Below are 13,026 nucleotides of genomic sequence, written 5' to 3'. Positions count from 1 at the left end.
CTTCAGCCCTTCAAAAACAGCGCATATTATAAACTTTTTGGGGGTAGGGTGCGTAGCTGTGATAACAAATACGCACCGCAATGTGTCAATCAGGTCTCAGGTCTTTGCGAAGAATTTTGCCCACGTTGCTTTTGGGCAGTTCTTCCCTGAATTCGATCAGTTTAGGGACTTTGTAGCCAGTCAGATTGGCACGGCAATGGTCAATCACATCTTTTTCGTTGAGATCCTCTGATCCACGAACCACAAATAGTTTAACCACTTCTCCCGATTTCTCATCCGGTAAACCGATGGCAGCAGATTCAATGATGTCTGGATGCAGACAAGCGGCATCTTCGATTTCATTGGGGAAAACATTGAAACCGGAAACCAGAATCATGTCTTTTTTACGATCAACTATTTTAAAATAGCCCTGCTCATCCATCACAGCAATGTCACCGGTTTTTAGCCATCCGTCAACGATGGTTTTGGCAGTCTCATCAGGACGGTTCAGATACCCAAGCATCACCTGAGGACCTTTGATGCACAGTTCACCGGCTTCACCGATGGGTAAGGGGTTGCCGTCATCGTCTTGTATCTGGCATTCGGTGGACGGAATTGGCAGTCCGATGGTGCCATTGTATTCTGACATCGGAATGAGGTTCATACAGGCGGCTGGAGAGGTTTCTGTTAAGCCATAGGCTTCAGCCAGGGTTACACCGGTGACTTCCTTCCATTTCATCGCCGTGGCTTTTTGAACGGCCATGCCGCCACCCAGGGCAAATTTGAATGATGAGAAGTCCAGCTGATCAAAACCAGGGGTGTTCAGTAATCCGTTGAATAAGGTATTGACGCCAGTTAATACGGTGAATTTGTGCTGTCCCAGTTCCTTGACAAAGCCAGGCATGTCTCTGGGATTGGTGATGAGGATGTTTTTCGCCCCATACTGGCAAAAAGTCAGGCAGTTAGCAGTCAGTGCAAAAATATGATAAAGCGGTAATGCAGTGATGATGATTTCATCACCATCGACAATCTCATTGGAAATCCATAAACGTGTTTGTGTGACGTTGGAAACCATGTTGCGATTGGTCAGCATGGCGCCTTTTGAAACCCCAGTGGTGCCACCTGTGTATTGTAAAAAAGCAATGTCATCCAGGGTGCGCTTGACAGGTGTGTAAGCCAGAGACTTACCCTGTTTGAGGGCTTCTTTGAAGGTGATTGCACCAGGTAAATCAAACGGTGGCACCATTTTCTTGACCCTTTTGATCATGAAATCCATGATGCTGCCTTTCAGACCGCCAATCATTTCTCCGATGGTGGCGGTGATGACCTGTTGAACACCGGTTTCTTCAATCACCTCAGATAACGTACAGGCGGTATTTTCAATCACAATGATGGCTTTGGCAGCTGCATCATTCAATTGATGTTTAAGTTCTCTTGGGGTGTACAAAGGGTTGACATTGGTCACCACCATGCCTGCCCGCAGGATACCCAATACCGCGATGGGGTATTGCAATACATTGGGCATCATGATGGCAATTGAATCACCGGTTTTGAAATGTGCCTGCAAAAAAGCCGCCAATTGTTGACTGTATTCATCCAGTTGCTGGTAAGTCATGGCCTTGCCAAAATTCACGAAAGCATCCTGAGTCTGATACTTTTGGCAGGCATCAATCATCATGTCAGCTGCGGTTTCGTATGGCAGTTCGCCCACTTCAGCCGGAACACCGGGCCGGTATTGCTTTAACCAAGGTCTTTCAGTTGTCATATCACCCCTTAATTGTGTGGTTGTTGATAGCTGTGCGGAGCGACACTGAGTCATGCTTGATGTCTGTGTTTTTGTCAGTCCCCACTGTCATTTGATGCAGAATTAATCGTTATTATGTTGACACATAATGTGTCCGTTTTATGTCAATCCGGCTTTTTCATGATAAATGTTTTTATGACTTTTATCTACCAATTTGATAGACTTTAAGCTCATCTCTAATCCTGTCTTATATGGAATCTGAAGTTTTAGCCAATACCCTGCAACCCCATTCACTGGGGGTGTTGATACTGACATTGGTGGCACTGATTTTGTTTGCCAATGACCGCATTCCGTTGCAGACATCCAGTTTATTCGTGCTCTGTGCACTAATCCTGGGCTTTCATGTGTTCCCCTATCAGTTGAATGACGGTTCAATTTTCCCGATCAAAACATTCTTCCTCGGGTTTGGCAATGAAGCATTGATTGCGGTATGTGCCCTCATGGTGGCTGGTCAGGCATTGGTCAGAACCGGTGCGATGGAGCCGATTGGCCGGTATTTGGCAAAAATCTGGAAAATGAGCCCCTCGTTGTCGCTGTTACTGACCCTGGTGACTGGAGCGGTGCTCAGTGCTTTTGTTAACAATACCCCGATTGTGGTGTTGTTGTTACCGGTGTTGATCAGTGTGTCGCTGCGTACGGGTCAGTCTTCAGCAGGGACCCTGATGCCGATGGGACTGGCCACTTTGCTGGGAGGTATGGCCACCACCATTGGTACCTCAACCAATCTGTTGGTGGTGAAAGTGGCTGAAGGCTTGGGTGTGCCTGAATTTGGCATGTTTGATTTCGTGTTGCCAGTGACCATCACCGGGGTTGTGGCTGTGTTGTACCTGTGGCTGATTGTTCCGAGGATACTGCCCGACCGCTCACCACCATTGAAAGACACTTCGCCGAGGATGTTTTCAGCAGAAATACACGTCAATGAAGGTGGCTTTGCTGATGGCAAAACCCTGGCCGAAATACGCGACAAAGTGGATGGCAAAATTTCAATCCAGCGAATTGTCAGGGGCGAGGGTTTGTCCATTGCAACATTACCCGATGTGGTGATCAAAGCCGGAGACCGCCTGGTGGTCAGTGACACGGCCGATAACCTGCGTGAATATGAAGTGGAACTGGGTGGTGCTCTGTATACCGGTGAACATCAGGTGGATGAGTCGCATCCATTGTCGGCCGGGGATCAGTCGATTGCCGAGCTGGTGATCACTTCCGGATCACTGCTGGACCGGGTGCGGGTCGGTGATTCAAGGCTGAACAGTAAATATGGCCTGACTCTATTGGCAGTTCATTCGCAGGGTAAGGAGACCACCGCAGCATCCAAAGGCATGGATGACATCATCTTCAGACCAGGCGATGTATTGCTGGTCCAGGGAACCCATAAAGCGATCCAGGAGGTCAAAACCACCGGTTCGTTGCTGGTACTGGATGGTGGTGAGGAATTACCGCATACCCGCAAAGCACCGTTGGCGCTGGCAGTGATGGCCGCGGTGGTTGGACTGGCGGCTTTCAACATACTGCCCATATCCATTAGTGCGGTGGTGGGTTGCTTCGTGATGATTGCTACCGGCTGCCTGCGTTGGCGTGATGCCACCCACGCACTGAGTGCTCAGGTGATTTTCATTATTGTGGCTTCATTGGCGCTGGGTGCTGCTCTGATGGCCACAGGTGGCGCCGATTACCTGGCTAACTTATTTGTGGTATCGACTTCGGGGTTTGCACCTGGGGTGGTACTGGGAATCCTGATGTTTTCAATGGCCATCATGACCAATGTCATTTCCAACAATGCCGCGGCAGTGATTGGCACACCGATTGCGGTGAGTATTGCTCAGCGACTTGGCATGCCTGTAGAGCCCTTTGTACTGGCGGTGTTATTTGGTGCCAACCTCAGTTACGCCACGCCGATGGCTTATCAGACCAACCTGCTGGTGATGAATGCAGGTGGTTATAAGTTCATTGATTTTGTCAAAGTGGGTGTGCCATTGACCATCATTACCTGGGCGATGTTGACTGGGATGCTGACCTGGATCTATCAATTGTATTAGAATAAAAGAAAACCACCACCATAAAGAGGCGAGCTATGGGTGAACAAAATATTTCCAGAGGGGGAGATAACGAAGCCAAGCGGTTGTTTACCCGCGCGGTACTGAATGATTTAAGGGCGTTGGAACTGATGATTGACCAGGGCTTGATCGAATCCGGGGCCAGACGCATCGGGGCTGAGCAGGAAATGTTCATCACCGATGGTGATTACAGCCCCAATCTGACAGCGCTAGAAATCCTCAACGACATCAATGACGATCGGTTTACCAATGAGATTGCGCTGTTTAATATTGAAGCCAATCTAACGCCAAGGAAATTCACCGGAAAATGCCTGCGGGAAATGGAAGAGGAGATCAAAGAAGTCATTTCCATCGCCCGTCACCATGCCGGTGTGCATGACTCCAGGATTATTCTGGCTGGCATTTTGCCAACCTTGAGGCAAATGGATTTGACCATGGACAGCATCACGCCAGTCGACCGATACTATGAGTTGAATGACCGCTTAAAAGAAATACGGGGTTCTGATTTCAGAATGGATATTCGTGGCGTGGACGAACTGTCAGTCACCCATGATAATTTTTTACTGGAAGCGATGAATACCAGTTTTCAGGTGCATTTTCAGGTATCCGGTAACGAATTTGTGGACATGTACAACCTGTCTCAGGCAGTGACCGGCCCGCTGATGGCACTGGCTGTGAATTCCGGGTTGATCCATCACTACCGGTTGTGGCATGAGTCCAGAATAGCGGTGTTTCAAAATTCCATTGACACCCGTTCTACCACCCATCAGAAAAGAGGTACCCAACCGCGGGTTCATTTTGGCAATGAATGGATCGAAAGTATTGTGGATGTGTTCAGAGACGACATCTCTCGTTTTTCAGTGGTGCTGACATCTGAATATGAAGAGGACCCGGTGGCCATGGTGCAGGCGGGTGAAATGCCGAAACTCAAAGCCCTGATGCTACACAATGGTACCGTATATCGCTGGAATCGGCCCTGCTATGGAGTTAAGGACAATGTGCCTCACCTGCGCATCGAGAATCGGGTGCTGCCGTCTGGTCCTTCGGTGATTGATGAAGTGGCCAACTCAGCATTTTATTTTGGCTTGATGTCTGGCATGAGTCAGGGTGATCATGACATCACCAGCAACATGCGTTTTTCTCATGCCAGAAATAACTTTTTACAGGCCTGTCGCACGGGTCTTGAATGCCATTTTACCTGGCTCAATGGAGACAGTGTTTCAGCCACCCGGCTGATCAGGGATGAATTGTTGCCCATAGCGGACAGGGGATTACGACAATCCGGACTGGATAAGGATGACATTGAAAAATACCTGTCAATCATTGCTCAACGGGTAGACAACAAGCAAACCGGTGCACAGTGGGCCATACGGTCAATCACTGAAATGGATAAGGACATTCACCCGGATGAAAAAGTCAGGTCCATTGTGGCTGAAATGGATCAACAGCAGGCAGTGGACAACCCCATCCATCAATGGCCACTGGCACATGCTGACAAAAGAACGGACTGGCGGGCCGGCTTTTTATTGGTCGGTCAGTTCATGACCACTAAATTATTGACGGTGCGGCCGGATGATTCCATGGATCTGGCAGCCAGCATCATGGATTGGAAGCGGGTGCGGCACGTGCCTGTGGAAAATGATGAAGGCGAATTGGTTGGACTGGTTTCACACCGCTCAATCCTGAAAAAGGTGGTGGATGGTGACAACAACAAAGCCACTGCTATCAGCGAAATCATGAACGATCATCCAATTTCAGCCAACCCCAAAACCACCACAGTAGAAGCCATTCAAATCATGCGTGAAAAACGGGTCAGCTGTTTGCCAGTGGTGGAAAATGACCGGCTGGTCGGTGTGATAACCGAGTATGACCTGATCAAAATAGCCAGCCAGTTACTGGAGGCAGATCTGAAAGCCTATCGCAAGAAGCTCAACCTTCATGAATCCGCAAAAGATTCCTGAGGTTGATATAACATGTAATAATCGCTGCGTTGATATTCGGATTCAAATGGATGGGCTTTGCGAACAAAGCCAAAACGTTCGTAGAGTTTGATCGCTGGTGCCAATGAAGAATGTGATTCCAGATACAGTTGTTTTCCACCGAGTTCACCGAACTCTTGTATGCATTGGGTCATCAGTTCAGCACCGATGCCTTTGGCCTGACTCTGGGCTGTGACAGCCATTTTAGTCAACTCAAAAACCCCTTTGCCGTGGTGTTTGAGAGCAACACAGCCCACCACCTGTTGTCCGAGTTTGGCATACAGAATCTGACCCCCTTCCTGAATGATTTTTTCCGGGTGAGACAACACCTGTTGATCGATAGGTTCAATGACAAAAAAGCGTGTCAGCCATTCTTCATTCAGGGATTTAAAATAAGTGCCCAGTGAGTGCTGGTGTCGGCTGATGGTCAGTGCGGAAGAAGTGCTGTGGTCATTCATTTGGTTTCAATGGTGTCTGGTTGGTTATCTGTCACTTCAGGCACTGCTGATGTGGTTCGGTTTTGTGTATAATAATTCATTTTTGCAGCAAGGGAAAATAAATGGGTATTTGGGATAAATTATTTGGTGAATTGGTGGATGTCATTGAGTGGACGGATGACACTCAGCACACGTTGGCATACCGGTTTCCAAGGTATGGAAATGAAATCAAGAATGGCGCCATGCTGACAGTCAGAGAGGGTCAGATGGCGGTTTTGGTCAACGAAGGAGAAGTGGCGGATGTGTTCGAACCCGGCCTGTATGAACTGAACACAGCCAATGTGCCGATTCTGTCTTCATTGCAAGGCTGGAAGCATGGTTTTGAAAGTCCATTCAAGGCTGAAGTTTATTTTTTCAATACCCGGGTGTTCACCGACATGAAATGGGGCTTGCGCAATCCGCTGATTTTGCGTGACCGCGAATTTGGCGTGATCCGCGTCCGGGCCTTCGGAAGTTATGCCTTTCGCGTCAAAGACCCACGCACCATGTTGTCAGAAATTGTCGGCACCGACGGACACTTCGTGCTGGAAGAAATCATCGGCCAACTCAAAAATCTGGTGGTCACCGGGTTTGCCAAGGTGGTCAGTGAATCAGGTGTGCCCGTGTTGGATCTGGCGGCCAGCTATGATGATCTTGGGGCCTTTTTGACCGATCAGATTCAGCCCATGTTTACCGCCTTTGGTTTGTCTTTGGAAACCATGCTGGTGGAGAATGTATCGGTGCCTGAGGCAGTGGAAAAAGCCCTCGATGAACGGGCCAGTTCAATTGCAGTTGGTGACTTGAATCGTTTTACCCGTTATCAACAGGCACAATCCATGCGGGATGCGGCCAATAACCAGGGTGCTGCCGGAGGTGGTTTGGCCATGGGTATGGGGTTTGGAATGGCGCAGTCTTTTGGTCAGGCGATGACCAAAGGAGATGACACAGATCCTCTGGCCCCGCCTCCTGTTCCGGAGCAGGCCAAAGAAATCAAACATTACTTTGTCATCATCGATGGCGAGCGGGCAGGGCCGCTCAACCTGATGGCTGTTGCAGATCTGATAGGCCAACAAAAAATCACCCCGGAAACCTTGATCTGGTCTGCGGGAATGGGCGATTGGGCTGCTGCCGATACCGTTCCTGAAGTGGCTCATCAGCTGCATCACCAACCACCGCCAATGCCCGTGTAATTCAAGGATGACTCCATACCGGCACTTCAAGTGTAATCATTGTGGTTCAGACCTGGATTACGCCATTGGTCTGCATTCACTCAAATGCATCAGCTGTGGTCATGTCGACCCCATCGAAGCATCGGCACTAGACCGATACCTGGTGCATGATTACAAAGCGGCCATCAGTCAGATCAATTATTTTGATCCCAGTGACATCCAGCATGAACTCAAATGTGAGAATTGTGGGGCTGATTTCGTACTGGCAGACAATGTTCACGCTGATGAATGTCCTTACTGTGATCTGAATGTGGTGGTGCCAGTGCAGCATGAACGGCAATTGTCACCTGATGGGCTGTTACCTTTTGAAGTGGTGCAGTCAGCTGCTGAGGCATCCTTTAAAAAATGGATCAATGGTTTGTGGTTTGCCCCAACCGCACTGAAACGCAAGGCCATCCAGGCCAAACCCATATTGGGTGCCTACCTGCCTATATGGGCATTTGATGCTCAGGTTGACAGTGAATATGAGGGTCAACGGGGTGATAATTACACCACTTACCGAAACGTCAGGGTCAAGGTGAACGGTAAAACGGTCAGCCGCAGACAGGCCGTGACCAAAATCCGCTGGCGACATCGTTCGGGACGGGTGTTCAATCAGTTTGATGATGTGCTGGTGCTGGGGAGTTTTACCCTGCCATTGAAGTTTCAGCGGTTTTTATCGGTCTGGGATTTAACTCAAACCCGTGAATACAATGAAAAATACCTCAGTGGTTTTCGGTCTGAATTGTATCAGGTCAGTTTGCCGGAAGGTTTTAAAAGAGCCAAAGACGTTATGTATCAGACCATCCGGGCAACGGTCAAACGTGACATAGGAGGTGATCATCAGCGCATTCACCACATCGATTCCACTTACCATGAGGTGGGGTTTAAGCTGATTCTGGCTCCCATGTGGATTTCAGCCTTTAACTTTAAAAATAAATCGTTTCGCTATGTGATTAATGGTCAGAATGGAAAAGCCCACGGAGAGCGACCATGGAGCATCTATAAAATCATCGGCTCAGTGATGATGCTGGCAATGATTGCCGCGTTGATTTATGTGTTGACACAACAGTAGAAAAAGCCCTGAGATTCACCTGATCAATGATGGACATCCGGTTTTATAAGCTATAAACTTAGCACGTGTTTAGCTAATAAAAGGTGTGACAAAAAAACCTTAATGACAGACGACCAGAGTAGGAAAGATTCTGATCCGGAACATCAGAAATCCTGGCTGAGTAAATTGGCCAATATATTTACGGACGAACCCCGCAACCGCGACGATCTGCTGGAAATTCTTTTGGAATCTCATCAGAATGGCTTGCTTGATATGGATGCCCTGAACATGATGAAAGGGGCATTGAAAGTGACTGATTTACAGGTCAGACAAGTCATGGTTCCCAGGGCGCAAATGGTGGTGATACCACTGACCTCCGACATCGAAGAGGTATTGCCCATCATTGTTGAATCAGGTCACTCAAGATTTCCTGTGGTCGGAGAAGACAAAGATGAGCTGGAAGGCATCCTGTTGGCCAAAGACGTGCTGAAATCATTTGTCAAAGAAGAAAATGATTTTAATCTCAAAGAAATCCTCAGGCCAGCGGTGGTCATCCCTGAATCCAAACAAGTCAACATTCTACTGAATGAGTTCAGAACAACAAGGAATCACATGGCCATCATCATTGATGAATATGGCGGAGTGGCCGGTCTGGTGACCATTGAGGACATCCTTGAAGTGATCGTCGGTGAAATCGATGATGAATACGATGATCATGAAGATCCATACATCATGAAGGTCAGTGAAGACCAATATCGCATCAATGCCTTGACCACCATAGAAGAGTTCAATGAAGCCTTTGACTACAACTTTGACGATGCTGAATTTGATACCGTCGGTGGACTGGTGGCCAGTGTGGCAGGTCGTTTACCGGAAACCGGTGAGGAAATTCTGGTTGAGGATTTGCGGTTTAAAGTCATCAAGTCTGATAAACGTCGCATAGAATTTGTGCAAATTGATTTCACCTAAGGCGTTTTCCCTGTTGCTTGTTTTGTTGCTGGCCCAGTCATTGGCGTCAGCCAAAACGGTGCGCCTGATCACCATTGGTCCCGGTGATGAATTTTGGTCTGCTTTTGGTCACACGGCCCTGGCCATCGATCAGGATGTGTATGGTTTTGGTTATTTCAGCTTTGAACAGGAAGGATTGATCAAAGCATTCATTGATAATCAAATGTATTATGAAATCGGCCTCAGTGACCTCAATGAAGAAGTGCAGCTGGCCCAGTGGCAAAACCGCTCTTTTTGGGTGCAGCAGCTGAAACTCAGTGATACACAAATTCAGGAAATTGAAGAACACCTGATCTGGCACATCCTCCCTGAAAACCAAAGCTACCATTACGATTATTTCAACAACAATTGTTCAACTAAAATCAGGGATTTACTTGATCAGGTCTGGCAAGGACGGCTGCAGCGAAAATTTGATCAGCCAACAGCCCTGAACCATTATCAACTGACGGTACCTGCCAATCAACAAAGCTGGATGAACCTGGGCATCAGTCTGGTTTATGGCTGGTCAGCTTACCAACCCAGAACAGCCTGGGAACTGATGGCCTATCCTGAATATTTATATGCTGCCATGGAAACGTCCATGCAGCAGCAGATTGATCACACACAATTGGTTTATCAGCAGCAATCCATTACTGTCTGGCAGATGATATGGCAGACCCATGGTGCCATACTGGCCATCCTGGGGTTTGGTTTGGTGTTATTGGCTTTTGGCCGGACCCGTCGGTTCATGGCCTGGATCTTGGTGGTTTCACAATCACTGATCGGCGTGACTCTTGGGGCATTCTGGATGATCGGCGGATATGAAATGGCTTCCATGAATTTCAATTTATTGCTGTTCATGCCATTGGCATGGCTGCTGATCTGGTGGCCTGTGATGAAGCGGATATTGATGTTTTGTTATGTCTTATGGTCGCTGATTGCCCTATACCTGGGGGCTTGGTACCTGACACCGTTTTTGGTCTTACATGTATTGGCGGTTTGGGTGTTGCGTCAGCCGCGGCCCCGTTCAAATATTTTCCAGGGTGCCTGAACCTTTGGTGAGGTTATCAATGTCTGCAGTGAATGCGGAGACCTGTTGCTGCGGAATACGCAACACAAAAGTGGCTCCTCTGGTACTGAAAGTCTGATCGTCGATTTGTCCATTCAATTGAGCGACCAGCTGAAAAATCATCTGGCTGTGTTGAAAATCAGCCTGCAATTTCAGCGTGGTCATCGGTAAATGCGTTGTAAAGGGCGCTGCCTGCAACAACCTGGCAATGGTCCCGCCATAAGCCCTGGCCAGCCCGCCTGTACCCAATTTGATGCCGCCATAATGTCTGATGACCAGTGCGCCGATGTGATCGAAGCCTGAGCCGTCCAGGGCTGCGAGTATGGGTTTTCCGGCAGTGCCTGAGGGCTCTCCATCGTCATTGAAACGGTATTCATTACCGATTTTATAGGCCCAGCAATTGTGAGTGGCGGCTGGATCGGCAAATTGATCCAGTTGACTCATGAATTCAGTCGGCTTATCGCAGTGGAAACACACCCCCATGAACAGGCTTTTCTTGATCACCTCTTCATGGGTGTGTGGGGATTTGAGTATTTTAAAAGTCAAGTAACTCGCTGGGGATGGTTGCGTCTGGATAGGTTTTTTCAATGAATCCTATCAGGCTATCGGCTTTATCAGTGTCGCCGGTCGCAACGGCTGTTTTCAAGGCATCCATGGCTCTTTCAAGGGTGTTGTAGCGCATGGCGTACCGCATGTTGTTTCTGCTGATCTCTTTGCGGGCTTTGCGCTCTTCAACAGTGATGGGCTCAGGAGCTGGTTCAAACAAAGTGGGGGTTTCTTCAACCACCTCGTTTTTTGCTGGCATGGGTTGTGGTTTTTTGAGGCTTTCCGGAACACCCTTGCTGACAACTGCTGGTTGAGTAACGGCTGGCTTTTTATCAGCAGCAGGCTCCTCATCACCGATGAATTTCCAGGCAGCCGCACCGGCCAGCAACAGTCCTGAGATAATCAGAAAAGGTAAAATGAATGATTGTGACTTGGTAGACATGTTTTATTTCCTAACATTTATGATTTGATTTGTTGCGCTTAGATTGTGTCTTTGTCCAAACGTTCAAAAATTTTAGCGCGTATTTTACCAGAATTTAACCGGGTTTCTACTGTATCACCGATTTTAACCTGTTGACTGTCGGTAACTGGCTTTTGTTGTTCATCAGTGGTCAGGCTGTAGCCTCTGGCCAAAACCTGCAATGGGTTGAGGTTGTTTAATGAGCGGATGTTTTGTGTCAGCAGCAGATTGGCATTGTGTTTTTTTTGCTTGATCACTTGCGTTCCCCGATGTATCCAGTTATGAATCATCTGTTGCTGATGGTGTACATCGGGCAGCTGGGACTGCAGATGCTGGTCTTTGAGGGTCAGCAGATTTTGCAAAAAAGCGGTTTTCCCGGTGATGGTTTGATGCAGCTCCTTACTGGCCTGCTTAAGCAATTGGTGTTGATTTTCCAGGGTGCGTTCCGGGTGTTGTTGAAACAATTGATGGGCTTTTTGGTCCAGTGATTGTTGGTGTTGCCGGTTGCGGTCCCTGATCAGGTGATTCAGTTGTTGCTGGTGTTGGATGAGGGTTTGCTTGAGTCGGGAAAAGTCTCCTGCAAGCAGGTGGGCTGCTGCTGTGGGTGTGATGCAGCTTTGATCGGCCACCAGATCAGAGATGGACTCATCGGTCTCATGGCCAACTGCGCTGATCACGGGTGTTTCCAGTTGAGCCAGTTGATAGGCCAGCATTTCATCATTGAAGGCCCACAGGTCTTCTTTGGAGCCTCCACCGCGGGTCAGCAACAACACATCATGACTGTCTTCATCAGCGGTACGCAGCGCATCACAGATCATAGGTGGCGCGGCCGTACCCTGTACCTGGGTTGGATAGATGGTGATTTCAATCAACGGGTTGTTTTGAACCATCACATCGAGGATGTCGTGTAAAGCCGCACCGTTGGGAGAGGTGATGATGCCCAGTCGTCTGACTACTTTGGGAATGGTTTTCTTGCGGTTTACATCAAACAGGCCAGCAGCTGACAATTTCTGCTTGAGCATCAGTAATTGCTGTTCCAGGCCTCCGGCTCCTGATTTGACAACCCGAATGGCATTCACTTGCAGGTTTCCTTTTGGCGTATACAGGGTGATTTCTCCAAGCAGCGTCACTTGTTCTCCCTGTTTGAGTTTGATGACTTGTTTTTGCCTGAACAACACGCACTTGATGCCTGATTGATCATCTTTCAGTGTGAAGTAGTGATGGCCGGCAGCTGACTGATAAAGTTCGATGATTTCACCACTGAGCCAGAAGCTGTCAAATGAGCGGCTCAAATGATTTTTTAACATTTGGTTCAGGTCAGATGGAGACAGGGGATTTTGAGGTGTTTTTCCGCGTGTTGATTGCATGCTTTTGTGTTAGAATACGCCGCTATTTTCAGACCCAAAGGTG

General features: G+C 48.3%; 11 protein-coding genes. 6 read left to right on the top strand and 5 right to left on the bottom strand.

The window, feature by feature from the left end; translation table 11 throughout:
* Window positions 1–85: 85 nt before the first annotated feature.
* Window positions 86–1,744, bottom strand: coding sequence for an AMP-binding protein (locus B0475_RS04220; protein WP_077410347.1), 1,659 nt, complete (start codon window positions 1,742–1,744; stop codon window positions 86–88).
* 230 nt (window positions 1,745–1,974) lie between these two features.
* Between B0475_RS04220 and B0475_RS04215 the strand changes: the two genes are divergently transcribed.
* The gene (locus tag B0475_RS04215; RefSeq protein WP_077410345.1) at window positions 1,975–3,819 is read left to right on the top strand and encodes an SLC13 family permease; all 1,845 of its coding nucleotides are present in this window, start codon (window positions 1,975–1,977) and stop codon (window positions 3,817–3,819) included.
* A gap of 35 nt (window positions 3,820–3,854) precedes the next feature.
* Window positions 3,855–5,798, top strand: coding sequence for a CBS domain-containing protein (locus B0475_RS04210; protein ID WP_077410343.1), 1,944 nt, complete (start codon window positions 3,855–3,857; stop codon window positions 5,796–5,798).
* Here B0475_RS04210 and B0475_RS04205 read toward each other — a convergent pair.
* Window positions 5,774–6,274, bottom strand: a complete 501-nt coding sequence (locus B0475_RS04205; RefSeq protein WP_077410341.1) for a GNAT family N-acetyltransferase — start codon at window positions 6,272–6,274, stop codon at window positions 5,774–5,776. The two genes, B0475_RS04210 and B0475_RS04205, sit on opposite strands and share 25 nt — an antisense overlap.
* A 101-nt stretch (window positions 6,275–6,375) precedes the next feature.
* Between B0475_RS04205 and B0475_RS04200 the strand changes: the two genes are divergently transcribed.
* From B0475_RS04200 to B0475_RS04185, 4 genes are all read left to right on the top strand, one after another.
* Entirely contained in the window at window positions 6,376–7,482 is a 1,107-nt protein-coding gene (locus B0475_RS04200) for an SPFH domain-containing protein (protein ID WP_077410340.1), read from the top strand.
* A 7-nt stretch (window positions 7,483–7,489) separates the two neighbouring features.
* A complete protein-coding gene (locus B0475_RS04195; protein WP_077410338.1) occupies window positions 7,490–8,575 on the top strand; it encodes a hypothetical protein in 1,086 nt (361 codons plus the stop codon).
* A 102-nt stretch (window positions 8,576–8,677) separates the two neighbouring features.
* The gene (locus B0475_RS04190; RefSeq protein ID WP_077410336.1) at window positions 8,678–9,523 is read left to right on the top strand and encodes an HlyC/CorC family transporter; all 846 of its coding nucleotides are present in this window, start codon (window positions 8,678–8,680) and stop codon (window positions 9,521–9,523) included.
* A 13-nt stretch (window positions 9,524–9,536) separates the two neighbouring features.
* The gene (locus tag B0475_RS04185) at window positions 9,537–10,592 is read left to right on the top strand and encodes a lipoprotein N-acyltransferase Lnb domain-containing protein (protein WP_157892700.1); all 1,056 of its coding nucleotides are present in this window, start codon (window positions 9,537–9,539) and stop codon (window positions 10,590–10,592) included.
* On the opposite strand, the gene B0475_RS04180 is transcribed toward B0475_RS04185, so the two are convergent.
* The 3 genes from B0475_RS04180 to xseA are packed head-to-tail and all read right to left on the bottom strand — an operon-like array spanning window position 10,569 to window position 12,983.
* Window positions 10,569–11,093 (bottom strand): IMPACT family protein, encoded by a 525-nt coding sequence (locus B0475_RS04180; protein WP_449288542.1) that lies wholly within the window; start codon window positions 11,091–11,093, stop codon window positions 10,569–10,571. The two genes, B0475_RS04185 and B0475_RS04180, sit on opposite strands and share 24 nt — an antisense overlap.
* Window positions 11,094–11,145: 52 nt before the next feature.
* Window positions 11,146–11,598: a hypothetical protein gene (locus B0475_RS04175; RefSeq protein WP_077410330.1), complete on the bottom strand. Its 453-nt coding sequence runs from the start codon at window positions 11,596–11,598 to the stop codon at window positions 11,146–11,148.
* Window positions 11,599–11,636: 38 nt separating this feature from the next.
* Window positions 11,637–12,983, bottom strand: coding sequence for an exodeoxyribonuclease VII large subunit (gene xseA, locus B0475_RS04170; protein WP_077410328.1), 1,347 nt, complete (start codon window positions 12,981–12,983; stop codon window positions 11,637–11,639).
* Between the last annotated feature and the right edge of the window lie 43 nt (window positions 12,984–13,026).

Source organism: Marinicella sediminis (assembly GCF_002000055.1).
Taxonomy (GTDB): domain Bacteria; phylum Pseudomonadota; class Gammaproteobacteria; order Xanthomonadales; family Marinicellaceae; genus Marinicella; species Marinicella sediminis.
Note: the sequence above shows the minus strand (reverse complement) of the source record. Positions and strands in the feature narration are given on the sequence as shown.